Annotated in this window: 20 protein-coding genes; 6 read left to right on the forward strand and 14 right to left on the reverse strand. The window is 62.9% G+C overall.

What is annotated here, in order from left to right; all coding sequences use genetic code 11:
* Nucleotides 1-89 precede the first annotated feature (89 nt).
* The 11 genes from ACFOJ9_RS35825 to puuE all read right to left on the reverse strand — a co-directional run bounded on the left by ACFOJ9_RS35825 (nt 90) and on the right by puuE (nt 11,598).
* Nucleotides 90-1,760 carry an ABC transporter ATP-binding protein gene (locus ACFOJ9_RS35825; protein ID WP_378986430.1) on the reverse strand — a complete coding sequence of 557 codons (1,671 nt, stop codon included), beginning with the start codon at nt 1,758-1,760 and terminating at the stop codon, nt 90-92.
* Complete coding sequence (locus ACFOJ9_RS35830; protein ID WP_378986432.1) at nt 1,760-2,584, reverse strand: ABC transporter permease; 825 nt, start codon at nt 2,582-2,584, stop codon at nt 1,760-1,762. Before ACFOJ9_RS35830 ends, ACFOJ9_RS35825 begins: the two co-directional genes overlap by 1 nt.
* A gap of 9 nt (nt 2,585-2,593) precedes the next feature.
* The gene (locus tag ACFOJ9_RS35835; RefSeq protein ID WP_378986434.1) at nt 2,594-3,553 is read right to left on the reverse strand and encodes an ABC transporter permease; all 960 of its coding nucleotides are present in this window, start codon (nt 3,551-3,553) and stop codon (nt 2,594-2,596) included.
* A gap of 15 nt (nt 3,554-3,568) precedes the next feature.
* Complete coding sequence (locus ACFOJ9_RS35840) at nt 3,569-5,155, reverse strand: ABC transporter substrate-binding protein (RefSeq protein ID WP_378986436.1); 1,587 nt, start codon at nt 5,153-5,155, stop codon at nt 3,569-3,571.
* A 154-nt stretch (nt 5,156-5,309) separates the two neighbouring features.
* Nucleotides 5,310-7,295: a CocE/NonD family hydrolase gene (locus ACFOJ9_RS35845; RefSeq protein ID WP_378986438.1), complete on the reverse strand. Its 1,986-nt coding sequence runs from the start codon at nt 7,293-7,295 to the stop codon at nt 5,310-5,312.
* Between the two features lie 79 nt (nt 7,296-7,374).
* Nucleotides 7,375-7,794 carry a type II toxin-antitoxin system MqsA family antitoxin gene (locus tag ACFOJ9_RS35850; protein ID WP_378986440.1) on the reverse strand — a complete coding sequence of 140 codons (420 nt, stop codon included), beginning with the start codon at nt 7,792-7,794 and terminating at the stop codon, nt 7,375-7,377.
* On the reverse strand, nt 7,791-8,096 hold the full coding sequence (locus tag ACFOJ9_RS35855) for a type II toxin-antitoxin system MqsR family toxin (RefSeq protein ID WP_378986442.1): 306 nt from the start codon (nt 8,094-8,096) through the stop codon (nt 7,791-7,793). The genes ACFOJ9_RS35850 and ACFOJ9_RS35855 overlap by 4 nt, the downstream gene beginning before the upstream one ends.
* A gap of 59 nt (nt 8,097-8,155) precedes the next feature.
* Nucleotides 8,156-8,749, reverse strand: coding sequence for a nucleoside deaminase (locus ACFOJ9_RS35860; protein ID WP_378986444.1), 594 nt, complete (start codon nt 8,747-8,749; stop codon nt 8,156-8,158).
* 68 nt (nt 8,750-8,817) lie between these two features.
* Complete coding sequence (locus tag ACFOJ9_RS35865; RefSeq protein ID WP_378986446.1) at nt 8,818-9,309, reverse strand: ureidoglycolate lyase; 492 nt, start codon at nt 9,307-9,309, stop codon at nt 8,818-8,820.
* Nucleotides 9,306-10,169, reverse strand: coding sequence for a bifunctional allantoicase/(S)-ureidoglycine aminohydrolase (locus ACFOJ9_RS35870; protein ID WP_378986448.1), 864 nt, complete (start codon nt 10,167-10,169; stop codon nt 9,306-9,308). Before ACFOJ9_RS35870 ends, ACFOJ9_RS35865 begins: the two co-directional genes overlap by 4 nt.
* Nucleotides 10,170-10,179: 10 nt before the next feature.
* Complete coding sequence (gene puuE / locus ACFOJ9_RS35875) at nt 10,180-11,598, reverse strand: allantoinase PuuE (RefSeq protein WP_378986450.1); 1,419 nt, start codon at nt 11,596-11,598, stop codon at nt 10,180-10,182.
* Nucleotides 11,599-11,802: 204 nt separating this feature from the next.
* Between puuE and uraH the strand changes: the two genes are divergently transcribed.
* The 4 genes from uraH to xdhC all read left to right on the forward strand — a co-directional run bounded on the left by uraH (nt 11,803) and on the right by xdhC (nt 17,128).
* On the forward strand, nt 11,803-12,177 hold the full coding sequence (gene uraH / locus ACFOJ9_RS35880; protein WP_378986452.1) for a hydroxyisourate hydrolase: 375 nt from the start codon (nt 11,803-11,805) through the stop codon (nt 12,175-12,177).
* 3 nt (nt 12,178-12,180) lie between these two features.
* On the forward strand, nt 12,181-13,662 hold the full coding sequence (gene xdhA / locus ACFOJ9_RS35885) for a xanthine dehydrogenase small subunit (RefSeq protein WP_378986454.1): 1,482 nt from the start codon (nt 12,181-12,183) through the stop codon (nt 13,660-13,662).
* Entirely contained in the window at nt 13,662-16,013 is a 2,352-nt protein-coding gene (gene xdhB, locus ACFOJ9_RS35890; RefSeq protein WP_378986456.1) for a xanthine dehydrogenase molybdopterin binding subunit, read from the forward strand. Before xdhA ends, xdhB begins: the two co-directional genes overlap by 1 nt.
* A 62-nt stretch (nt 16,014-16,075) precedes the next feature.
* Nucleotides 16,076-17,128: a xanthine dehydrogenase accessory protein XdhC gene (gene xdhC, locus ACFOJ9_RS35895; RefSeq protein WP_378988281.1), complete on the forward strand. Its 1,053-nt coding sequence runs from the start codon at nt 16,076-16,078 to the stop codon at nt 17,126-17,128.
* Between the two features lie 13 nt (nt 17,129-17,141).
* Here the strand turns inward: xdhC and ACFOJ9_RS35900 are convergent, their stop codons facing one another.
* From ACFOJ9_RS35900 to ACFOJ9_RS35910, 3 genes are all read right to left on the reverse strand, one after another.
* Entirely contained in the window at nt 17,142-18,401 is a 1,260-nt protein-coding gene (locus tag ACFOJ9_RS35900; RefSeq protein WP_378986458.1) for an LLM class flavin-dependent oxidoreductase, read from the reverse strand.
* Nucleotides 18,398-19,411, reverse strand: coding sequence for an LLM class flavin-dependent oxidoreductase (locus ACFOJ9_RS35905; protein WP_378986460.1), 1,014 nt, complete (start codon nt 19,409-19,411; stop codon nt 18,398-18,400). The genes ACFOJ9_RS35900 and ACFOJ9_RS35905 overlap by 4 nt, the downstream gene beginning before the upstream one ends.
* A gap of 121 nt (nt 19,412-19,532) precedes the next feature.
* Nucleotides 19,533-20,453 (reverse strand): LysR family transcriptional regulator, encoded by a 921-nt coding sequence (locus tag ACFOJ9_RS35910; RefSeq protein WP_128302775.1) that lies wholly within the window; start codon nt 20,451-20,453, stop codon nt 19,533-19,535.
* A gap of 162 nt (nt 20,454-20,615) precedes the next feature.
* Here ACFOJ9_RS35910 and ACFOJ9_RS35915 point away from each other — a divergent pair, with 162 nt between their 5' ends.
* Nucleotides 20,616-21,833, forward strand: coding sequence for a urate hydroxylase PuuD (locus ACFOJ9_RS35915; RefSeq protein ID WP_378986462.1), 1,218 nt, complete (start codon nt 20,616-20,618; stop codon nt 21,831-21,833).
* 1 nt (nt 21,834) lies between these two features.
* Nucleotides 21,835-23,151: a guanine deaminase gene (guaD, locus tag ACFOJ9_RS35920; protein ID WP_378986464.1), complete on the forward strand. Its 1,317-nt coding sequence runs from the start codon at nt 21,835-21,837 to the stop codon at nt 23,149-23,151.
* Nucleotides 23,152-23,163: the final 12 nt, after the last annotated feature.

The following is a 23,163-nucleotide window of genomic DNA, read 5'->3' on the forward strand; positions in this document are numbered from 1 at the left end:
AGGAAAAGTGTGAAACGGTTTTCCGTCCGGAATTGCGTCAAAACAAGGAGATAGAGCGGTTCGCCCTTTCCGTGAAACGGCGAACCGCTCTAGTTCCCCGCGCTGGCCATGCGCCGTCCCTTGATCGCCTTTTCCAGCCAGCCGATCTCCATCTCGGGGACCGATGACAAGAGAAGGTCGGTATAGGCGTCGAAGGGCGGCGCCAGCACCTGGCTCTTGGGGCCGTAGCGCACCACCTCGCCGCGATACATCACCGCGATCGAATCGGCGATCGACTTCACCGTTGCGAGGTCGTGCGTGATGAAGAGATAGGCGACGTTCTCCTCCTTCTGCAGATCGAGCAGCAGCTTGAGGATGCCGTTGGCGACCAGCGGATCGAGCGCCGAGGTCACCTCGTCGCAGATGATCAGCTTCGGCTTGGCGGCAAGCGAACGGGCAATGCAGACGCGTTGCTTCTGGCCGCCGGAAAGCTCGGCCGGATAGCGGTCGGAAAAGCCTTTGCCCATCTCGATCTTGTCGAGCAGCTCGGCAACGCGTTTGTCGCGATCGCGGCCGCGCATGCCGAAATAGAACTCCAGCGGCCGGCCGATGATGGTGCCGACGGTCTGACGCGGGTTCATCGCCACGTCGGCCATCTGGTAGATCATCTGCAACTGCCGCAGATCCTCCTTCGGCCGATCGGCCAGACGGTTTGCCAGCGGGCGCCCGTCGAAGGTGACGGTGCCCTGTTCGGGCGGCAGCAAGCCGGTGATGGCGCGCGCCAGCGTCGACTTGCCGGAGCCGGACTCGCCGACGACGGCAAGCGTCTGGCCCGGATAGATGTCGACGGAGACCTTCTTCAGCACCTTGATGTCGCTGCGGCCATAGGCAGCGGTGATGTTCTTCACCGACAAAAACGGCGCCGTGCCGGGCTTCTGCTCTTGGTGTTCGATCTCATGCACCGACACCAGCGCGTTGGTGTATTCCTGGCGCGGCTCCTTGATGATCTGCCGCGTGCCGCCCCATTCGACCAACCGGCCATGGCGCAGCACCATGATCTCGTCCGAGACCTGGGCGACGACGGCAAGGTCGTGCGTGATGTAGAGCGCCGCCACATGCGTATCGCGGATGGCGTCCTTGATCGCCGCCAGCACGTCGATCTGCGTCGTCACGTCGAGCGCCGTGGTCGGCTCGTCGAAGACGATCAGGTCCGGCTCGGAGCACAGCGCCATCGCCGTCATCACGCGTTGCAGCTGGCCGCCCGAGACCTGGTGCGGAAAGCGCTCGCCGATGGTTTCGGGGTTGGGCAGGCTGAGTTTCTTGAACAGCGCAACCGCGCGCTTCTCTGCCTCGGCTCGTGTCGCGGTGCCGTGCAGCAGCGTGGCTTCCACCACCTGGTCCATCAGTCGGTGCGCCGGGTTAAAGGCGGCTGCCGCTGACTGTGCGACATAGCAGACCTCGCGGCCGCGTAATTTGCGGAAGCCGTCCTTGCCGCCCTTGAGGATGTCGCGGCCGTTGAGGATGACCTCGCCGCCGGTGATGCGCACGCCGCCGCGGCCATAGCCCATCGACGACAGGCCGATGGTCGATTTGCCGGCCCCAGATTCGCCAATCAGGCCGAGCACCTTGCCCTTCTCGAGCGTCAGCGAGACATCGTGCACCAGCACGATGTTCTTCGGCGGTTCGCCGGGCGGGAAGACGGTGGCCTCGATGCGCAGATTGCGAATGTCGAGCAGAAGGCCTGACTTCGGTTGCCCGGGCTTCGCTTTGCTGTCGGCCATCACCCGCGTCCTCCCTTCAGGCTTGTCGTCCGGTTGAGCACCCAGTCGGCAACCAGGTTGACGGAAATCGCCAGCAGGGCGATCGCCGCTGCCGGGATGAGTGCGGCCCCGATGCCGAAGACGATGCCGTCCTTGTTTTCCTTGACCATGCCGCCCCAGTCGGCGTCAGGCGGCTGTACGCCAAGGCCCAGGAAGGACAGCGTCGACAGGAACAGCACGGCATAGATGAAGCGCAGGCCGAGTTCCGAAACCAGCGGCGACAATGCGTTGGGCAGGATCTCGCGGAAGATGATCCAGGCGCTGCCCTCGCCGCGCAGTTTCGCCGCCTCGACATAGTCCATGACGTTGATGTCGACGGCGACCGCGCGCGACAGGCGATAGACGCGGGTTGAATCGAGAATGCCCATCACCAGGATCAGCGTCACCAGGTTGGTCGGCAGCACGGACAGCACGACGAGGCCCATGATCAGCGTCGGGATCGACATCAAAAGGTCGACAAGGCGCGACAGCAGCGTGTCGAACCAGCCGCCGAACACCGCCGCCGAGAAGCCGAGGATGGCGCCGAGCGAGAACGACAGCGCGGTGGCCAGCACCGCGATGAACAGGGTGATGCGGGCGCCGTAGATCATGCGGGAAAGCAGATCGCGGCCGAGATTGTCGGTTCCCAGCAAATGGGTCGCCGACATCGAATCCCAGACGTCGCCGACGATTTCGCCATTGCCGTACGGCGCGATCAGCGGCGCGAAGATTGCCGCCAGCACGAACAGCGTCGTCAGCACGATGCCGATCAGCGCGGGGATGGGGATACGTTTGATATCGAGCATATCCGCCCCTTATTTCGGATGTCTGAGACGCGGATTGGCGACGATCGCCCCGATGTCCGCGATGATGTTCAGGCTGATGTAGACGGCGGCGAAGATCAGGCCGACCGCCTGCACCACCGGCACGTCGCGTTTGGTGACGTGGTCGACGAGATATTGTCCCATGCCCGGATAGACGAAGATCACCTCGACCACGACGACGCCGACGATCAGATACGCGAGGTTGAGCATGACGACATTGATGATCGGCGCGATGGCATTGGGGAAGGCGTGCCTGCGGATGACGTTGAAGGCCGACAGGCCTTTCAATTCCGCCGTCTCGACATAGGCCGACTGCATGACATTGAGGATCGCCGCACGTGTCATGCGCATCATGTGGGCGAGCACGACCAGCGTCAGCGCCGTCGCCGGCAAGGCAATCGCCTGCATGCGCTCGCCGAAAGGCATGCCGTCATAGACGGTCGAGATGCCGGGGAAGATCTGCCACTTCACGGCGAAGAAATAGACGAGCACATAGCCGATGAAGAATTCGGGGAAGGAGGTCGAGGCGAGCGCCAGTCCGGAGATTAGCTTGTCGACCCAACCATTGCGGTAGCGCACCGCGATCAGGCCGAGGATAATCGCCAGCGGCACCGCGACGACCGCCGCCCAGAAGGCGAGGAACAGCGTGTTCCACAACCGGCCCTTGATCGATGTCGCTATGTCTTGGCCGCTCGACATGGCGGTACCCAGGTCGCCTGTCACCACCCCGCCGAGCCAGCGGAAATACCTGATATAGGCCGGATCGTTGAGGCCGAGCTGCTCGCGCAGATTGGCGAGCGACTCCGGTGTCGCCGATTGCCCGAGAATGGCTTGCGCGACGTCGCCGGGCAGGATCTGGGTGCCGGCGAAGATCAGGACCGAAACGGCCAACAACAGGACGATGCCCAGCGCAATGCGCTGGGCAATTAGTTTCAAGATGGGTGAAGACATATCCGCAAAGCCGGCTCAGGCCTGCAGCCAGCACTTCGCCAGGGCGTAACCGTTCATCAGCTCCTGATGCGGATCGTCGACCCAACCGTCGACCTTGGCGCCGGTCGCGTCGATGAACTGGTTGAACATCGGCAGGATCAGGCCGCCTTCGTCGCGGACCATGACAGCCATGTCGTGGTACATCGCCTTGCGCTTGGTCTCGTCGAGCTCGGCGCGCGCCGCCAGTACCAACTTGTCGAAATCCGGACGCTTGAAACGCGTGTCGTTCCAGTCGGCCGTCGACAGATAGGCGGTCGAATACATCTGGTCCTGCGTCGAGCGCCCGCCCCAGTAGGAAGCGGAGAAGGGCTGCTTGTTCCAGACTTCGTGCCAGTAGCCGTCGCCCGGTTCGCGCTTGATCTCCAGCGTGATGCCGGCCTTTGCGGCGCTCTGCTGGAAGAGCTGTGCGGCATCGACGGCACCGGGGAAGGCGACGTCCGAAGTCCGCAGCAGCACGGCGCCGTCATGCCCCGACTTCTTGAAGTGGAACTTGGCCTTGTCGGGATCGTATTTGCGCTGCTCGATATCGGTGAACAGCGGATAGGAAGCGTTGATCGGGAAGTCGTTGCCGAGCGAGCCGTAGCCGCGCAGGATCTTGTCCAGCATCTCCTCGCGGTCGATCGCCAGCTTGAGTGCCATCCTGAGGTCGTTGTTGTCGAACGGCGCCGTGTTGCAATGCATGATGAAGACGTAGTGGCCGGGACCGGCATGGTTGCGGATGGTGACGCCCGGCAGGCGCTTGATCAGGTCGACGATCTTCGGCTCGACGCGATTGATCATGTTGACCTGGCCGCCCTGCAGGGCTGCCGTGCGCGCCGTCGCATCGTTGATGACGATGATCTCGATCTGGTCGGCATGGCCCATCTTGTCGCCTTGCCAGTAGTTGGCGAAACGCTCGCCGCCATGGCGCACGCCGGGCTCGTTGGTCTTGACCTTGTAGGGGCCGGCCGAGATGCCGGCATCGGCTCCGTCCTTGCCGCCATTCGGCTGGACGATCAGGTGATAGTCGCTGAGCAGATAGGGAAGGTCGGCATTGGCTTCCTTCAGCGTCAGCACCACTTCCTTGCCGCTGGCCTTGATCGTCTCGATGCCCTTCATGTAGCCGAGCGCGCCGGACTTCGACTTCTCGTCCGAATGGCGCTCCAGCGTGGCGGCGACGTCTTCGGCGGTCACCGTCTTGCCGTTGTGGAATTCGACGCCATCACGGATCTTCAGCGTCCACACCTTGGCGTCGTCCGACGAGCCGATCTCCTCGGCGATGCGGTTCTCGAGCTTGCCCTCCGGGGACAGCTCGACGATCATTTCGCCCCAGCACTTGCCGAAGGCGAACGGCACCTGCGTCATCATCAGCGCCGGGTCGAGGCTGTTGGTGGATTCACCGCCGACCAGGCCGGCCTTCAGCGTGCCGCCCTTGATCGGGCCGGCCGCGCGCGCCGCACTTGAAAGCAGCGAGTTGGCGAAGGGTGCGGAAATACCGAGCGCTGCCGCCCGGCCGAGAAAATCACGACGGCTGAGTTTGCCCGACGCGACACGCCGGCTAAGAAATTCGAGTTCGTCTGACATATTGAGTTCCTCACTCTGTTGGTTCGACTCTGCGGTCGTTTTTCTTGTTTCTTGTGAGGAGAATAATGACCGCAAGGGAAAGCGGTAAGCAAGACCGAATGCGACATGCTGTGGCGTAAATCGTACGTCGCAATTGGACCAATGGAATCCGTGCTCAAAGAAGCGCGCGCTGGACCTTTTCCTCGAAATTGCGCTCGAAAACGAGGTTTTCACCCTCATAGGCCTCGATTCTGGCGCTGACGATGAAGTTTTGCGCGTCCGATCGCATCTCTGCCGATGTCTCGGTGCGCACCGACCATCCATTTCGCGACAGGGTCTGTGTCCAGTGCGTCTTCCCCGAGGCTGACAGCGGATCATCGGGGTGGATCGTCCAGGTCTCGCGGGCGATGCTGCCATTGGCCAGGCCATGAGCGAGATCGCGCACCTCGCCGAAATCATCAACAATGGAAAGCGTCACGATTCCCGTCTTTTCGTCACGATCGACATGGCGCTCGGAATTGGCGGCGCGGATCGTCTCCGTTGCCCAGGGAGTGGCACCTTCCGGCTCGGCGAACGCTATTTCGTCGCCTGTCGCCAGCGGCCGCAGCGGCAAGTTGAGCGTCGCCGCCGACAAGGCGAGCTGGACCGGCTCCGGCGATGGCCAGATCATCGGCCAGTAGGTGTTCGAAACGGCAACACGCAGCCGGTGGCCGGCCGGCACGCGATAGGCGCATTGATCGAGCACGACGCGCGCAGACACGGTTTCGCCCGGCACCAGCGCCTCGGGAAATTCATGCGAATTACGATGCGTCAGGTTGAGCACGCCGTAGGAAATCAGTTCCGATGCACCGTCCGGGTGAACGTCGCACAGCCGGATAGCGATATTGGCCTGCGGACGATCGGAGGATAGCCGCACCTCGACTTCGGGCGCGCCGACGATGTCGATCGCCTCGTTGAGTTCCGGCTGGTCGAAACACACCGACAAGGCATCGTCGGGGCGTTGGTCGCCGGGCAGTTCGGGGCCGAAAGTGAAGGGAAAATACTCGCCGCCGGCCAGGCCGCAGCTTTGCGGCGAGGCGACGATGGTGGGTTTTTCGCCTGCGGGGATCAGATCGACCGTTTGCGTCTTGATGGCTGGCGAGGGCCATTCCTGCTCCGCCACCCAGCGGCCCGGCCGCTCGGGATGCCAGCGTGCCGGGCGCACGCTGTCCATCACATAGGCGCGGTAGGCCGGATCGGTCTCGACGCCGGTGTCGATGTCCTTCAGCCAGCGGTCCCACCAGCGCAACGCCTCCTGCAGGAAGCCGATGGCGGGCTTGGGTCCCGCGTAATGCGGGTATTTGTGGATCCACGGGCCAATGATGCCCTTGACTGGCGCTCCGATGTTGCTGGCCAGATGCGAGACGGTGTTGCGGTAGCCGTCATGCCAGCCGCCGATCGACAGCACCGCGGCTTTGACGGTGGAGAAATCCTCGCAGATCGACCCGCGCTTCCAGTAGGCGTCGCGGTGCTGGTGCTTCAGCCACAGCGGCGCCAGGAAGGACTGGTTTTCCAGCCGGGTCAGCCACAGATCGCGCCATCTGTTGTCGCCGGCCAGCAGCGGGTCCGGCGGCCGCGACGAGTAGGAGAGCATGGTCGAGGCCCAGCCGAAATTCTCGATCAGCAGGCAGCCGCCCTTGTAGTGGATGTCGTCGGCATAGCGGTCGACGGTCGAGCACAGGCTGATCACCGCTTTCAGCGCCGGCGGCTGCTTGGCCGCGACCTGCAGGCAGTTGAAGCCGCCCCAGGAAATGCCCATCATGCCGACATTGCCGTTGCACCAGGGCTGGCTTGCCGCCCAGGCGATGACGTCGCAGGCATCCTGCAATTCCTGCTCGGAATACTCGTCGTCCATCAGCCCTTCGGAATCGCCATTGCCGCGCATGTCGACGCGGATCGAGGCATAGCCATGGCCGGCGAAATAGGGATGCGTTAGCTGATCGCGAAAGATGGTGCCGTCGCGCTTGCGGTAGGGCAGATGCTCGAGGATCGCCGGCACCGGATCGTCGCCGGCATCTTCCGGCATCCAGACCCGCGCCGACAGCCGGCAGCCATCCGGCATGACGATGCCCATATCCGGGAGTTCGACGACCTTGCGGGGAAATTCGGTGACGGTTTTCATGGCTGCATAACGCCCCGCGACGCGGCGACTTTCAATCGCCATTCGCGACTGGAGCAGCGAAAAATGCGACCTGGTGCCGCTACCGCAATTCATCCAGCAGTTCGGGATGTTTTTCCAGCAGCGTCATCAATTGAATGGTCGGGCCACTCGGCTCGATCAGGCCCCTTTCATACTTGTCGAAAGCATTCTCGCCGACCTTGAACAGAGATCCTGCCTCGCGCTGCGACAGATTGAGCTTTGTGCGCATGCGGCGGATGGTTGCCGGGGCCGGCACACCATCGATCTTTTCCTTGAGGACGCGGAGCGCGGCATCGACGGCAACCATGTCATCTCCGACATGCACACCCTCGTCACCGGATGCTGGATAGTAACCCGGAAGGTCGACAATTATGCTCTCGCCCTTGTACGCCACGGTGAACGGACGCACTTCACGCGTGAGCGTTTCCCCGGTTTCGGGGGAAATCATGGTCCGATTTTCTTCTCTTGTCGCCATGGTCATTTCTCCTTGAACGACATGACCGTGAACTCAGTCACGACATCCGCTTGGAATTTCACGTAGAGGATCAGGTCGCGCACCGGCACGTGATAGACATCCTGCCAGACCCGATGATCCGCAAAGGTCGTCATGGACTTCACGAACATTTTTCGCGTCATGCCGCCGATCACCTCGACCACACCGGCACGGTCGAAGCCAAGGCCGGTGGCGTCCCGCAGAGCGGACGTCGTGATCGCCAGCGTATTGACAGACCCGAACGTCGTCTTGATGGCATCAAGATCGTAGGTGGGCCTGCGTTTCTCCATGACACAATATGCCACCATAAAGGTGGCAATTCAAGAGTGCCCCCGGCAGGCCTGAGAGCCTAATTCAGCGGTATATCGTTCTCGGCCTTGCTGGATTGGTAGGCACCCGACAATTCGTCGTAACGCCCCGAAATCGCGCCAATACGTGTTTCCAGGCGCTGGCGCTCTGCCTCGGGCAACGCCCCCACCAGCCTGCGGATCGAAAAGCTCTTCCAGTAGGCATTCTCAGTGTTGTAGCCGCCGGGATCGAGGGTGAAGACCTCTTTCAGGATCTTCAGGTCGTGCGGGATGGCAAAACTGTCGCGCGAATCCTCGTGGCTGAACAGATAATAGAAATTGTCGAAGCCGGTCCAGGTGATCGCCGACAGGCACAGCGAGCAGGGCTCATGCGTGGCGAGGAAGATAGCGTCCTTGGTGTCGACGCGCTCGGCCTTCGGCATTTCGTAGAAACGCTTCAGGCAATGCACCTCGCCATGCCAGAGCGGGTTTTCGATCTCGTTGTTGGTCTCGGCCAGCACCAGCGAACGATCATCCTTCCTCAGGATCGCCGCGCCAAACAGCTTGTTGCCGTGGACAACGCCATCGGCCGTCTTCGGCACGATGTCGTGCTCGATCACATCGAGCAGGCGGTCGATCAGCGAAATGTCGGTCATTACGGGGTCTCCTGCTGCATGTCGCCCAAAAGTGCCCCGGTTTTGGGGTAACGACATGCACAAAAAAATTAAGCGAGATGGATCTCGTAGGCGTGCGAGAAATGGAATTCTTCGAGGTTGGAGCCGTCACCGCCACGGTCGACGATCAGGAAGTCCTGAGGTTCGCCGAGCGGCGTCAGCACGCCATGCCAGAGATTGCGGTAATAGTTGATGCCTTGTCTGGGTGCGGTGATGAAGGCATGCGGCTCGCCCGGCCCCTGATCGCCGTCATGGCAGACAACGACCAGGAACGGGCGTGGCGATAGCGGAATGAAAGCCTGGCTGCCGAAAGGGTGGCGCTCGACCATGCTCAGCTTCAGCGGCAGTTCGTAAGGCGAACCGCGCGCCATCGAGATCAGCACGCGGGCGTTCGGCCCGGTCGCCTCGGCGGTTGCGAGATCGTGGTAGCGCTCGGCCTTGCCGCCATTGATCGGGTAGTGGTTGTCGCCACCCATGTCGATGACGTCACCGAATGGGGCAAAGCTCTCGCGGGTCAGCGGCCGCGCGACGATACGTGTCATGGCGCGCGCCTTGCGATGCCTGCGCCGCCGAGCTTGGCGTGCCGGTTGACGTCCTTGTAGAGCAGATAGCGGAATTTGCCCGGGCCGCCGGCATAGCAGGCCTGCGGGCAGAAGGCGCGCAGCCACATATAGTCGCCGGCCTCGACCTCGACCCAGTCCTGGTTGAGGCGGTAGACTGCCTTGCCTTCCAGCACATAGAGACCGTGCTCCATGACATGGGTCTCGGCGAAGGGAATGACGGCACCCGGTTCCAGCGTCACAATGGTCATGTGCATGTCGTGGCGCAAATCGGCCGGATCGACGAAACGCGTCGTCGCCCAGCGGCCCTCGGTGCCGGGCATCGGCGTTGGCGCGATCTTCTGCTCGTTGGTGAATAAAGCTTCCGGCACATCGAGACCGTCGACCGCCTCGTAAGCCTTGCGAATCCAGTGGAAGCGCACGGCCGCCTTGCTTTCGTTGCGGACCGTCCAGCCGCTGGCCGGCGGCAGGAACGCAAAGCCACCCGGCCGCAAGACATGCTTCTTGCCGGCAAGCAGAACCGTCAGCTCGCCCTCGACCACGAACAGGGCGCCTTCCGCACCAGCATCGGGCTCCGGCCGCTCGCTGCCGCCGCCGGGCGCAACCTCGACAATGTATTGCGAGAACGTCTCGGCAAAACCGGACAGCGGTCGCGACAAGATCCAGACGCGCGTCTTGTCCCAGAACGGCAGAGCGCTGGTGACGATATCCTGCATCACGCCGCGGGGGATGACGGCATAGGCCTCGGTGAAGACGGCGCGGCCGGTCAGAAGCTCGCTCTGGCCGGGTTGGCCGCCATGCGGCGCGTAATAGGTTCGGTCGGGCATCCTGATCGTATCCATGGGTTCAAACCTATTGCGGAAGCATGTCCTTGAGGCGGAGCAGCGCGATGCGCTCGACCTGTTTGCAGGCGGTCTCGAATTCGACGCCGCGGCTGTTGCCGATGCGCGCCTCGAATTCCGCCAGGATCTCTTGCCTGGTCTTGCCCTTCACCGCGATGATGAAGGGGAAGCCAAAGGTGGTGACGTAGGCGGCGTTGAGCTTGGAAAACAGTTCGCGCTCCTTGTCGGTCAGCGCGTCGAGGCCGGCCGAGGCCTGCTCCCTGGTCGATTCCGCTGTCAGCCGTTTGGCCTTGGCCAATTTGCCGGCAAGATCGGGATGGGCGTTCAGCACCGAAAGCCGCTCGGTTTCGCTGGCGGACCGGAAGACGCGGCAGAGCGCATTGTGCAAGCCGCCCGATGTGTCGTGCGCCGGACCCAGTTCCAGCTCGTAGGCGCGTTCGGCGATCCAGGGCGAATGCTCGAACACACCGCCGAAGGTGTGGACGAAGGTCTCGAATTCCATCTTCGACGGGCGGAGTGCCGCCGGTTGATAAGGATTGACCTCTTGCCAGTGCTTGGCGATGTCGATGCGCCGCGCCAGCCAGACCTTGTCGTGCGACTTCACATAGTCGACGAAGCGCTTCAGCGCCGCCACCCGGCCGGGCCGCCCGACGAGGCGGCAATGCAGACCGATGTTCATCATGCGCGGCCGCCCCGCCTGGCCCTCGGCATAGAGCGTGTCGAAGCTGTCCTTCAGATAGGCAAAGAACTGGTCGCCCGAGTTGAAGCCCTGAGGCGTGGCGAAGCGCATGTCGTTGGCGTCGAGCGTATAGGGGATGATGAGCTGCGTGCCGCCACTGTGCTCGAACCAGTAGGGCAGTTCGTCATCGTAAGTGTCCGACACATAGTCGAAGCCGCCTTCTTCCGCGACAATCCGCACTGTGTTGACCGAAGTGCGGCCCGTATACCAGCCGGTCGGGCGCTCGCCGGTTACTTCGTAATGCAGTTTGATGGCCGCTTCGAGGTCGCGGCGCTCGTCCTCGGCGCTGTGGTCGCGGTAGTCGATCCATCTCAGCCCGTGCGAGGCGATCTCCCAGCCGGCTTCCTGCATGGCCGTGACTTGATCCGGCGAACGGGCGAGCGCTGTGGCGACGCCGTAGCAGGTGATCGGCACCTCGGCCTCGGTGAACAGCCGAAGCAGCCGCCAGAAGCCCGCCCGCGCGCCATATTCGTAGATGGATTCCATGTTCCAGTGGCGTTGGCCCACCCAGGGTGCCGCGCCGACGATTTCCGACAGAAAGGCTTCAGAAGCCTTGTCGCCGTGCAGCACGCAGTTCTCGCCGCCTTCCTCGTAATTGACGACGAACTGCACGGCGACATGCGCACCGCCAGGCCATTTCGGGTCCGGCGGATTGGCTCCGTAGCCGCGCATGTCTCTGCTGTAACGCATCGTCCCTCCTGCCGGGCATGGCCCGAAGTATGATGAGGATATCGAAAGGGCTGCCTGCGCATTCCCCCGAAAATTTTTGAAAGTGTTTTTGTCGCACTCCGCTCGACCGGGACTTATGCATCGCCTTTAATTGGCGCACAATTCACTGTTGATATTTGATCGTACCGGGCCAAATTCGCTCGTACCGGAAATGGGAGGCGGCCAATGGCAGAAACGTCGAAAGCCGATGGCGGGCGTCTGACGACCCATGTCCTCGACACGGCGACCGGCAAGCCGGCGGCGGGATTGGCGATCGCGCTCTATCATCTCGACGGCAAGGAGCGGACACACTTGAAGACCGTTGTCACCAATGCCGATGGCCGCTGCGACAAGCCGCTGCTCGCCGGCGCGGAGTTCCGCCCCGGCGAATACGAACTGCTCTTCGCCGCGGGCGACTATTTGCGCCAGCAGGGGTTGAGCCTGCCGAAACCCGCCTTTCTCGATGTGATACCGATCCGCTTCGGCATGGCCGAACCGGTGCATTACCACGTGCCGCTGCTCGTCTCGCCCTACGGCTACTCGACGTACAGGGGGAGCTGAGGCATGGCCAAAATTAGTATCCGCAACGAGATGCGTTTCATTCTCAATGGCAGGGATGTCGTGCTTTCATCGGTGGCGCCCGACGCGACCCTGCTCGACTGGCTGCGGCTCGACCGTTCGCTGCGCGGCACCAAGGAAGGTTGCGCCGAGGGCGATTGCGGCGCCTGCACGGTGCTGGTCGGGAAGCTCTCCGCTGGCGGTTTGGTCTACGAAAGCGTCAATGCCTGCATCCGCTTCCTCGGCTCGCTCGATGGCACCCATGTCGTGACCGTCGAGCATTTGCGCGGTGCATCAGGCCAGTTGCACCCGGTGCAGCAGGCGATGGTCGATTTCCACGGCTCGCAATGCGGCTTCTGCACGCCGGGTTTCGTCATGTCGCTCTATGGCCTGTGGATGCAATCATCAGACCCTTCGAACGCGGCCATCGAAAAAGCTCTGCAAGGCAATCTCTGCCGCTGCACCGGTTACGAGGCGATCATGCGCGCAGCTCACACCATCTCCAGCTACGGCAAGGCGGCGAAGGACCCGCTGGCCGCGGAGCGCAAGGCAATCACCGCAAGGCTCGAAGCCATGCATGACGGCGCCCGGGTCGAGATAGGCACCGGCAAGACGCGGCTGGTCGTGCCGGCCAATGTCGACGATTTCGCCGCCGTGCTGGACAAGGAACCCGGCGCCACCATCGTCGCCGGCTCGACCGATGTCGGCCTGTGGGTGACCAAGCACATGCGCGATATTTCGCCTGCCATTTTCATCGGCAATCTCGACGGACTGTGCACCATCTCGGAAGACAAGGGCGTCATTTCGATCGGTGCCGGCGTCACCTACACCGAGGCGTTCTCGACGCTGGCCGAACGCATCCCGGCGCTGGGGCCGTTGTTCGACCGCATCGGCGGCGAACAGGTGCGCAACATGGGCACCATCGGCGGCAACATCGCCAACGGCTCGCCGATCGGCGACACGCCACCGCCCTTGATAGCGCTCGGCGCGCGCCTCACCCTGCGCAAGGGCAAGAAGCGGCGGACGATCCCGCTGGAAACCTTCTTCATCGCCTATGGCAAACAGGACCGGCTATCAGGTGAATTCGTCGAGGCCGTGCACGTTCCTGTTCCGGCCAAGGATACAAAATTCGCCGTCCACAAGATCACCAAGCGCCGCGACGAGGACATCACGGCGGCCCTTGGCGCCTTCTTCCTGACGCTGGCCAAGGATGGTACGGTCGAGGAGGTGCGCATCGCCTATGGTGGCATGGCGGCGACGCCGAAGCGGGCGTCTTCTGTCGAAAAAGCGCTGCTCGGCAAGCCATGGACCGAACAGACGGTTGAAACGGCGATGGCCGAATATGCCAGGGATTTCACACCGCTCACCGACATGCGGGCCTCGGCCGAATACCGGGCACTGGCGGCGCGCAACCTCTTGCTGCGCTTCTTGGCCGAGACCAGCGGCACCAGGGAGCCGATCCAGGTTTCGAGGCACGAGGCGGCATGATGAACAAGCATGCTGCCCCCAACCTCAAGGCTGAAAAGATCGCCGGCGGTGTTGCCACCGATCAGCGCCATGACTCCGCCCACAAGCATGTCAGCGGCACGGCCGTCTATATCGACGACATGCCGGAACCGGCCGGCACGCTGCATGGCTGCCTCGGGCTTTCTGCCGCCACGCATGCCACGATCACCAGCATGGATCTCTCGGCGGTGCGTACAGCGCTAGGCGTTGTCGACGTGCTGACGGCCAATGACGTGCCCGGCGAGAACGACATTTCGCCAACCGGCCGCCACGACGAGCCGGTGCTTGCTGACGGCAAGGTGCAATTCTACGGCCAGCCGATCTTCTGCGTCATCGCCGAGACGCGCGAGCAGGCGCGCCGCGCCACGCGGCTGGCCAAGGTCGAATACAAGGAATTGCCTTTCGTCACCGACATTGGTGCGCTCGATCCGAAGAGGGACAAGCTCGTCACGCCGCCTCTCACGCTGAAGCGCGGCGATGCCGCCACAGCGATCCGTCAGGCGCCGCGCCGGCTGAAAGGAAAAATGCGCATAGGCGGCCAGGAGCATTTCTATCTCGAAGGCCATATCGCCATGGCCATTCCGGGCGAGGATCAGGACGTCACCATCTATTCCTCGACCCAGCATCCGAGCGAAGTCCAGCACATGGTGAGCCATGCACTGGGCGTGCCGAGCAACGCCATCACGGTGGAAATCCGCCGCATGGGCGGTGGCTTCGGCGGCAAGGAAACGCAGGGCAACCAGTTTGCCGCATTGGCCGCGATCGCCGCGAAGAAACACCATCGCGCCGTGAAGATCCGGCCCGACCGTGATGACGACATGATCGCCACCGGCAAGCGTCACGATTTCCTCGTCGACTACGAGGTCGGCTTCGATGACGAGGGCAATGTCCTCGGCGTCGATTTCATGTTCGCGGCGCGCTGCGGTTTTTCCTCGGACCTTTCCGGCCCGGTGACCGATCGCGCGCTGTTCCACTGCGACAACACTTATTTCTGGCCAGCTGTGCACGCTCAATCGGCGCCGCTCTACACCAACACCGTGTCGAACACCGCCTTCCGTGGTTTCGGCGGCCCGCAAGGCATGGTCGGCGCCGAGCGCGTCATCGACGAGGTGGCCTTTGCGGTCGGCAAGGATCCGCTCGAAATCCGCAAGAAGAACTTCTACGGCACATCAGACCGCAATATCACGCCCTACCACCAGACGGTCGAGGACAACATCATCCAGCGCATCGTTGCCGAGCTGGAGCAAAGCGCCAGCTATGCGCGGCGGCGGCGCGAAATAGCGGCCTTCAATGCCAACAGCCGTTTCATCAAGCGCGGCCTGGCGCTGACGCCGGTCAAGTTCGGCATCTCGTTCACCGCCACGCATTACAACCAGGCCGGCGCGCTGGTGCATGTCTATACCGATGGCTCGGTGCATCTGAACCATGGCGGCACCGAGATGGGGCAGGGCCTATACGTCAAGGTGGCGCAAGTGGTGGCGGAAGAATTCCAGATCGACCTCGACCAGGTGAAGATCACCGCGACCACGACCGGCAAGGTGCCGAACACCTCGGCCACGGCAGCGTCGTCCGGCTCCGACCTCAACGGCATGGCGGCGCAGAATGGGGCTCGTCAGATCAAGGATCGGCTGACCGATTTCGCCGCCGAAAAATATCAGGTGCCGCGCGATCAGGTGCTGTTCCTGCCCAACCGGGTGCGCGTCGGTAACCAGGAGATCGCCTTCGCCGACCTCGTCAAGCAGGCCTATATGGCCCGCATCCAGCTGTCGGCGGCCGGTTTCTACAAGACGCCGAAAATCCACTGGAACCGCGACAAGGGCGAGGGCCGCCCCTTCTACTATTTCGCCTATGGCGCCTCGTGCTCGGAAGTCTCGGTCGACACGCTGACGGGTGAATACATGGTCGAGCGCACCGATATTCTCCATGACTGCGGCCGCTCGCTGAACCGCGCCATCGACATCGGCCAGATCGAGGGTGGCTTCATCCAGGGCATGGGCTGGCTGACGACAGAGGAACTGTGGTGGGACGCCAAGGGCCGGCTGCGCACCCATGCACCGTCGACCTACAAGATCCCGCTAGCCTCCGACCGGCCGAAGATCTTCAACGTCACCTTGGCCGACTGGCCGGAAGCCAGCGAGCCGACGATCCACCGCTCCAAGGCGGTCGGCGAGCCGCCGTTCCCGCTCGGCATGTCGGTGCTGCACGCGCTGTCGGATGCGGTGGCCAGCGTCGCCGATCACAAGATCTGTCCGCGCCTCGATGCTCCTGCAACGCCCGAATGCGTGCTGATGGCGATTGAGCGGTTGAAGAAAGAGGCCGAGGCTGGCGCCTGAATCCCGCAAAACGTGCAATTCGGACCGAAAAACCCTATGTTTCCCGTACGGGAATGCGAATGATGAATTCGAAAGTGCAAAGCCTGAGAGACTTCCTTGCGGGTCAAGGCCGCATCGCTTTGGTCGAGGTCGCCGGCACCAAAGGCTCGACGCCACGCGAGAAGGGCGCCTTCATGCTCGTCTCGCAATCGGCGATATCAGGCACGATCGGCGGTGGTCAGCTTGAGTATATGGCGATCGACAAGGCCAGGCAGATGCTTCTCTCCCCCCTTGAGGGGGAGATGTCGGCGAAGCCGACAGAGGGGGTCACTGCGGCAGTGCTCGACGTCCTTGCGGTGCCTTCTGAGAGGACCCCCTCTGGCCGCTTCGCGGCCATCTCCCCCTCAAGGGGGGAGAGACCCCGCGCCGCTGCGACCCCACCCGGCGGCTTCGCCGCCACCCTCCCCTCAAGGGGGAGGGATAGCCGCGCCACCCTTGACGTCCCGCTAGGCCCGGAGATCGGCCAATGCTGCGGCGGGCGCGTCGAAGTGCTGATCCGGCTCGTCGATGCAGCGCTCGCCGCCGAACTGATCGCGGCTGCGGAAGCCGAGGAAGCGCATCTGCCGCATGTCTACATCTTCGGAGGCGGCCATGTCGGCCAGGCGCTGGCGTCGACGATCGCGCTCCTTCCCGTGCATGGTGTCGTCATCGAGACACGGGCCGAAGCACTGGAAGGCATGCCCGAAACCGTCGAGACCCGGCTGACAGCAATGCCGGAAGCGATGGTGCGCGATGCTCCGGCCGGCACCGCCTTCGCCATCCTCACCCATGACCATGCGCTGGATTTCCTGATCGTCGCTGAAGCGCTGAAACGCGGCGACATTGCCTATGTTGGCATGATCGGTTCGAAGACCAAGAAAGCGACATTCAGGAATTGGTTCCTGAAATCGGCGGACGGCAGCGAAGCCGAGTTTGCCCGCCTCGTCTCGCCAATCGGCGGCGATGCCGTCAAGGACAAGCGCCCGCAAGTCATTGCGGCGCTGGCGGCCGCCGAGATCATGACGGCGCTGGTCATTCACAACGCAGCCTTAAGTGCCGACCATCAAATTCCGCATGACAAGGTGCTGGCGGGCTAAGCTTGCGTCGCAGCTAAACCGGCCGTTTCAAACCCAGATGGTCGCGCAATGTGCGGCCCCCATATTCCTTGCGGAACAGGCCGCGCCGCTGCAGTTCCGGCACGACAAGTGTAGCAAAGGCATCGAGTTCGCCGGGGAAATAAGAGGGCATGACGTTGAAGCCGTCGGCCGCACCGCCCTCGAACCGCGCCTGCAGCTCGTCGGCGATTTGGCTCGCTGTGCCGACGATGCGCCAATGGCCACGCGCGCCGGCGAAATGGCGCGCAAGCTGGCGAATGGAAAGGTTGTCGCGGCGTGACTGCTCGATGACCAGCGCTTGCCGGCTCTTCATCCCCTCGCTCTCCGGCAGTTCCGGCAGCGGCCCGTCGATCGGATGGCGCCACAGATCGGAGATGCTGAGATAGCTGGACAGCAGCGCAACGCCGACATCGTCGGGGATCAGCTCCTGCAATTCCTCATATTTTTCGCGGGCCTCCGCCTCGGTTTCCGCCACCACCGGTGCGACGCCGGGCATGATCTTGATGTCGTCGGGCTCGCGCCCATAGGCAGCCATGCGCCCCTTGAGATCGTCATAGAAAGCCTTGGCTTCCTCGAAGGTCTGCGCTGCGGTGAACACCACATCGGCGGTGCGGGCGGCAAGGGCGCGGCCGACATCCGAGGCGCCGGCCTGAACCATGACCGGAGCGCCCTGCGGCGAACGCGGCAGGTCGAGCGGGTCCCGCACCGAAAAGCTCTGGCCATCATGACCGGAAGCCGCATCGAGCTTGCCGCGCCAAAGCCCGGCGACCACTTCGGCGAACTCGCGCGCCCGTTCGTAGCGGTCGGCATGGGGCTTGAGGCCTGTCGAGCCGAAATTGGCGGCCTCGATGGGGCTGGCTGATGTCACCAGGTTCCAGCCGGCCCGGCCGCCGCTCAGTTGGTCGAGCGACAGGAAGGTTCGTGCCAGCCCATAGGGCTCGTTGTAGCTTGTCGAGGCTGTCGAGACGAGACCGATGCGGCTGGTCTGGACGGCAAGCGCTGAAAGCAGGCTGATCGGTTCGAAGCCGATCGAGCGCGAGGTCTGGCTGGCGATGCCGACATTGGCTTCACGCAGGCCGGCGGCGTCTTCGCAGAACACCATGTCGAATTTCGCCGCTTCCGCCGTGCGTGCCAGCTGGATGTAATGGTCGATGTCGATGCCGGCGGTCACGTGCGCCTTGGGGTGGCGCCAGGCGGCGATATGGTGGCCTGTCGCCCACAGAAAGGCACCGAGCTTCATCTGGCGAGCGGTCATTGGTCACCTCCGCCGGCAAGCCCGAGATGCGAGCGCAAGGCTGCGCCGCGATAGCTCTCCCGAAACAGGCCGCGCCGCCTCAGCGCCGGCAAAACCAGATCGACGAAATCGTCGAGTGCCGAGAGTTGTGCCGGCATCTGGATGCTGAACCCGTCGCAGCTTTTCGCCCGGAATTCTTCTTCCAGCCTGTCGGCGACGGCAGCCGGCTTACTGTCGGCGATAGGCGTGACGTTCGTCAGCACCTTCACGGCATCCGGATCGCGTCCGCAGGCTGCGACGCGGCGCTTCAGTTCGTCATAGCGTGCTTTCGCGCCCTCCATCAGTCCGTCGTCCAGCAGAATGACATCCGCGGTGCGGGCGGCAATATCGAAGTCTGATACCGACAGGCCCGACAAGACAAACACCGGCGTGTCCTGCGGCGACCGTGCGACGTTGAGCGGTCCGCGCACTGAAAAGAACTCGCCCTTGTGGTCGAGCAGATGCATCTTTCCGGGGTCGTGGAAGCGACCGCCGCTCCTGTCGAACAACAATGCGTCGGCATCCCAGCCCTGCCACAAGCCTTGAACAATGCCGATATATTCCTCGGCGCGGCGGCGAAAATCGCCTGGTGAAAACCCTTCCGGCCGGCTGAAATTGGCCGCCTCGCGTGGGCTCTGCGCCATCGTCGCGTTCCAGCCGGCGCGGCCATGGCTGATGATGTCGAGCGAAGCAAAACGGCGCGCCAGATTGTAGGGTTGGTGTGCAACTGTCGAGGCAGCTGCGACCAGGCCGATCCTGCTTGTGACCGTCGCCAGAGCGGCCAGCAAAGTCGTCGCCTCGAAGGGCGTCGGACGGTTCGCGGCATCACCACCGGCAAGTGGTGCGGAATCGGCAAGCAACACCATGTCCAGCCCGGCTGCTTCAGCCTTTTGCACGAAACCAGCCAGGCGGCTGAATTCCGGCTCCGGTGATGGATCGGCGATCCCCGGAAACAGCGAAACGGCAAGATGCATTGTGGCGCCGCTGTCCATCGATGATCCCTGCGAGACGAAATACCACCGGAACTATGTTCGTCACGTCCTCGGATGGCAACCGCTGGCGCTGGGCCAACCGTCGGTCACGTGCCGGCCAGCCTTTATTTGTCGGCCAGCCCTACTTCCCAGCAAGAAGATCGTTGATCAGCCGCTGGCAGCGTTCGGCCATGAAGTCGAGCAGCAGCCGCACTTTTGGATCCTGCAGCTTCTTGTGCGGATAGACGGCGGCGAACTGCACCGGTGTCGGCGGCGTGCTGCTCAGGATCACCTTCAGCCGCCGGTCGCGGATGAACGGCTCGACCTCGAAGCGCGGCTTGTTGATGATGCCGCGCCCCGACAGCGCCCAGCCGGTCAGCACGTCGCCATCGTCGGTGTCGTAGGGCCCGTGCACTTCGAATTTCTGCGGGCCTGTGGGGGTCTGCAGCGTCCACACATATTCGCGCGCGCCGGAATAGCGTAGCATCAGGCAGTCGTGCTTCTTGCCGATCAGCTCTTGCGGCTCGAGCGGTTCGCCGCGTGCCTCGAGATATTTCGGTGCCGCCACCAGCACGCGCTCGCATTCCATGATGCCGCGCATCCTGAGGCTGGAATCCTCGATGATGCCGAGCCGGAAAGCGACATCGATGCCTTCCTTCATGATATCGACATTGTGGTCCGAGAGCCTGAGCCGCACCTCGATATCGGGATATTTGTCGTGAAAATCCGGAATGCCCGAAGCCACCAGCCGGCGGCCGAGGCCCAAGGGTGCCGTAACGCGGATGGTGCCGCGCGGCTGGCCGGAAAGCGCCGAAACCGCGGCTTCCGCCTCGGTAATCGCCTCCAGCACCTGCTTGGCGCCGCCGTAAAAAACCGTGCCGTGCTCGGTCGGCATCAATTGCCGTGTCGTGCGGTTGAACAGCCGCACCCCAAGGTGCTTCTCCAGCTCCTTGATGCGGTTGGAAGCGACCGCCGGTGAAATGCGCATGTCGCGGCCCGCAGCCGACAGATTGCCGAGTTCGACGACGCGAACGAAGACGGCGATGTTGTCGAGATAGGCCATGAGGTTTCGTGGCTTTCCTGAGGCCGCCTTCGGGCAGCTCTCATCCTGCTGCATGCAACGACCCTAGTATTTTCCATTTTTTTTTGAAAGTCCTCGTGCACCTCGCCTCTTTCCGTTTGCGCTCCAGCCCGTAAAGTCACCGGATCGGCAGGGACGACGTCAATGATGGATTTCGCGATTTTCTGGGACTGGCTGAGCTTTGCCGTGCGCTGGCTGCATGTCGTCACCGGCATAGCCTGGATCGGCTCGTCCTTCTACTTCGTCGCGCTCGATCTCGGCCTGCGCCAGCGCCCGGGCATGCCTGTCGGCGCCTTCGGCGAGGAATGGCAGGTGCATGGCGGCGGTTTCTACCACATCCAGAAATATCTGGTGGCGCCGGCCGAGATGCCGGAACACCTGACCTGGTTCAAATGGGAATCCTACGCCACCTGGCTGTCCGGCTTCGCCATGCTGTGCGTCGTCTATTATGCCGGGGCCGATCTGTTCCTGATCGATCCGAACGTGCTGCCGATGTCGGTGCCGGTCGGTATCCTGCTGTCGCTGGCAACAATCGGCGTTGGCTGGGTGGTCTATGATCTGCTGTGCCGCTCGCCGCTGGGAAAAAGTGACACCGGCCTGATGCTGGTGCTCTACTGCGTGCTGGTGTTCATCGCCTGGGGGCTGACGCATCTGTTCACCGGCCGCGCCGCCTTCCTGCATCTGGGCGCCATCACCGCCACGATCATGTCGGCCAATGTCTTCATGGTCATCATCCCCAACCAGAAGATTGTCGTCGCCGACCTCATTGCTGGCCGCAAGCCTGACCCGAAATACGGCAAGATCGCCAAGCAGCGCTCCCTGCACAACAATTATCTGACGCTGCCGGTGCTGTTCCTGATGCTGTCGAACCACTATCCCCTGGCGTTCGGCACTGAGTTCAACTGGGTCATCGCCTCGCTGGTGTTCATCATCGGCGTGCTGATCCGGCACTATTTCAACTCCGTCCATGCGCGCAAGGGCAACCCGACCTGGACCTGGCTGGCGGCACTCGTCCTGTTCATCATCATCATCTGGCTGTCGACCGCGCCGAAGGTGCTGACCGGCGAACCCAGGGAATCGGCGGCAGCGCAGGTCTATGTCGCTTCAGCGCATTTCCCGGCGGTGCGCGACACCGTGCTCGGCCGCTGTTCGATGTGCCACGCGGCGGAGCCGGTCTATGAGGGCATCTATCATGCGCCGCAGGGCGTGATGCTCGACACCGATGCGGATATCGCCAACCACGCCCGCGAGATCTATCTGCAGGCCGGCCGCAGCCACGCCATGCCGCCCGCAAACGTCTCGCAGATTACCGACAAGGAACGAGCGCTGCTGGTGGCCTGGTTCGAAGGCGCGGGGAAATAGCATGACCTCGACACTTCTGCGCGGCCGCACGCTGTCCTTTGTGCGCTGGCCCGAAACCATCGATGATCATGCCGCCTGGCGCTACGAGGAGGATGGTGGCCTGCTGATCCGCGACGGCAGGATCGTCGCCGCTGGCGCCTATGCCGATGTTGAAAAGCAAGCCGGCGAGGCAGCGAAAAGAATCGACCACCGGCCACATCTGCTGCTGCCCGGCTTCATCGACGCGCATGCGCATTTTCCGCAGATGCAGATCATCGCCTCCTATGGCGCTGAGCTGCTCGACTGGCTGAACACCTACACCTTTCCGGAAGAGACGAAGTTCGCCAACGCGCAGCATGGCCGCCGTATCGCGCGGCTGTTCCTCGACGAGATGGTGCGCCACGGCACCACGACGGTCGCCGCCTACTGCTCGGTGCACAAAGCGTCGGCCGAAGCCTTCTTTGCCGAGTCGCATGACCGCAACATGCTCAACATCGCCGGCAAGGTGATGATGGACCGCAATGCGCCCGATGGCGTGCTCGACACACCGCAATCCGGCTACGACGACACGAAGGCGCTGATCAAGGAATGGCACGGCAAGGGACGGCAGCTTTATGCCATCACGCCACGCTTCGCCATCACCTCTTCGCCGCAGCAGTTGGAGATGGCCGGCGCGCTCTGTCGGGAATATCCCGACCTGCACATGCAGACGCATCTCTCGGAAAACCACGCCGAGATCGCCTTCACGCAGGAACTCTATCCGTGGTCGCGCGACTACACCGACGTCTACGAGCACTATGGGCTGTTGGGCAAAAAAAGCCTGTTCGGCCATTGCATCCATTTGTCGGAGCGCGAAGCGGATGCGCTGTCGGATTCGGGCTCGGTGGCGGTGTTCTGCCCGACCTCGAACCTGTTCCTCGGCTCCGGCCTGTTTGACTATCAGCGTTTTCGCCGCCGCGAAAAGCCGATCCGCATCGCAGCCGCCACCGATGTCGGCGGCGGCACCAACTACTCGATGCTGCGCACCATGGATGAGGGCTACAAGGTGATCGCGCTGAACGGCGAGAAGCTGAACCCGTTCCAGTCCTTCTGGCAGATAACGCGCGGCAATGCCGAGGCGCTGTCGGTGGCGGAAAAGATCGGCACGCTGGACGCAGGCAGCGATGCCGACATCGTCGTGCTCGATGCCAGGGCGACATCGGCGATGCGGCTCAGGATGGAAACGGTCGAGACGCTGGCGCAGGAATTGTTCCTGCTGCAGACGCTGGGTGACGACCGCGCCGTGCGTGAGGTCTATGTGGCTGGGCGGTCGGCCAAGAGCGACATGATCGCGGGGTAAGACCCCCTCACC

Origin of the sequence: Mesorhizobium cantuariense (assembly GCF_042647205.1) — a bacterium.
Taxonomy (GTDB): domain Bacteria; phylum Pseudomonadota; class Alphaproteobacteria; order Rhizobiales; family Rhizobiaceae; genus Mesorhizobium; species Mesorhizobium cantuariense.

Coding starts and splice junctions, on each gene's coding strand:
- ACFOJ9_RS35825 (WP_378986430.1), bottom strand. CDS start 1,760: ATGGCCGACAGCAAAGCGAAGCCCGGGCAACCGAAGTCAGGCCTTCTG.
- ACFOJ9_RS35830 (WP_378986432.1), bottom strand. CDS start 2,584: ATGCTCGATATCAAACGTATCCCCATCCCCGCGCTGATCGGCATCGTG.
- ACFOJ9_RS35835 (WP_378986434.1), bottom strand. CDS start 3,553: ATGTCTTCACCCATCTTGAAACTAATTGCCCAGCGCATTGCGCTGGGC.
- ACFOJ9_RS35840 (WP_378986436.1), bottom strand. CDS start 5,155: ATGTCAGACGAACTCGAATTTCTTAGCCGGCGTGTCGCGTCGGGCAAA.
- ACFOJ9_RS35845 (WP_378986438.1), bottom strand. CDS start 7,295: ATGAAAACCGTCACCGAATTTCCCCGCAAGGTCGTCGAACTCCCGGAT.
- ACFOJ9_RS35850 (WP_378986440.1), bottom strand. CDS start 7,794: ATGACCATGGCGACAAGAGAAGAAAATCGGACCATGATTTCCCCCGAA.
- ACFOJ9_RS35855 (WP_378986442.1), bottom strand. CDS start 8,096: ATGGAGAAACGCAGGCCCACCTACGATCTTGATGCCATCAAGACGACG.
- ACFOJ9_RS35860 (WP_378986444.1), bottom strand. CDS start 8,749: ATGACCGACATTTCGCTGATCGACCGCCTGCTCGATGTGATCGAGCAC.
- ACFOJ9_RS35865 (WP_378986446.1), bottom strand. CDS start 9,309: ATGACACGTATCGTCGCGCGGCCGCTGACCCGCGAGAGCTTTGCCCCA.
- ACFOJ9_RS35870 (WP_378986448.1), bottom strand. CDS start 10,169: ATGGATACGATCAGGATGCCCGACCGAACCTATTACGCGCCGCATGGC.
- puuE (WP_378986450.1), bottom strand. CDS start 11,598: ATGCGTTACAGCAGAGACATGCGCGGCTACGGAGCCAATCCGCCGGAC.
- uraH (WP_378986452.1), top strand. CDS start 11,803: ATGGCAGAAACGTCGAAAGCCGATGGCGGGCGTCTGACGACCCATGTC.
- xdhA (WP_378986454.1), top strand. CDS start 12,181: ATGGCCAAAATTAGTATCCGCAACGAGATGCGTTTCATTCTCAATGGC.
- xdhB (WP_378986456.1), top strand. CDS start 13,662: ATGAACAAGCATGCTGCCCCCAACCTCAAGGCTGAAAAGATCGCCGGC.
- xdhC (WP_378988281.1), top strand. CDS start 16,076: ATGAATTCGAAAGTGCAAAGCCTGAGAGACTTCCTTGCGGGTCAAGGC.
- ACFOJ9_RS35900 (WP_378986458.1), bottom strand. CDS start 18,401: ATGACCGCTCGCCAGATGAAGCTCGGTGCCTTTCTGTGGGCGACAGGC.
- ACFOJ9_RS35905 (WP_378986460.1), bottom strand. CDS start 19,411: ATGGACAGCGGCGCCACAATGCATCTTGCCGTTTCGCTGTTTCCGGGG.
- ACFOJ9_RS35910 (WP_128302775.1), bottom strand. CDS start 20,453: ATGGCCTATCTCGACAACATCGCCGTCTTCGTTCGCGTCGTCGAACTC.
- ACFOJ9_RS35915 (WP_378986462.1), top strand. CDS start 20,616: ATGATGGATTTCGCGATTTTCTGGGACTGGCTGAGCTTTGCCGTGCGC.
- guaD (WP_378986464.1), top strand. CDS start 21,835: ATGACCTCGACACTTCTGCGCGGCCGCACGCTGTCCTTTGTGCGCTGG.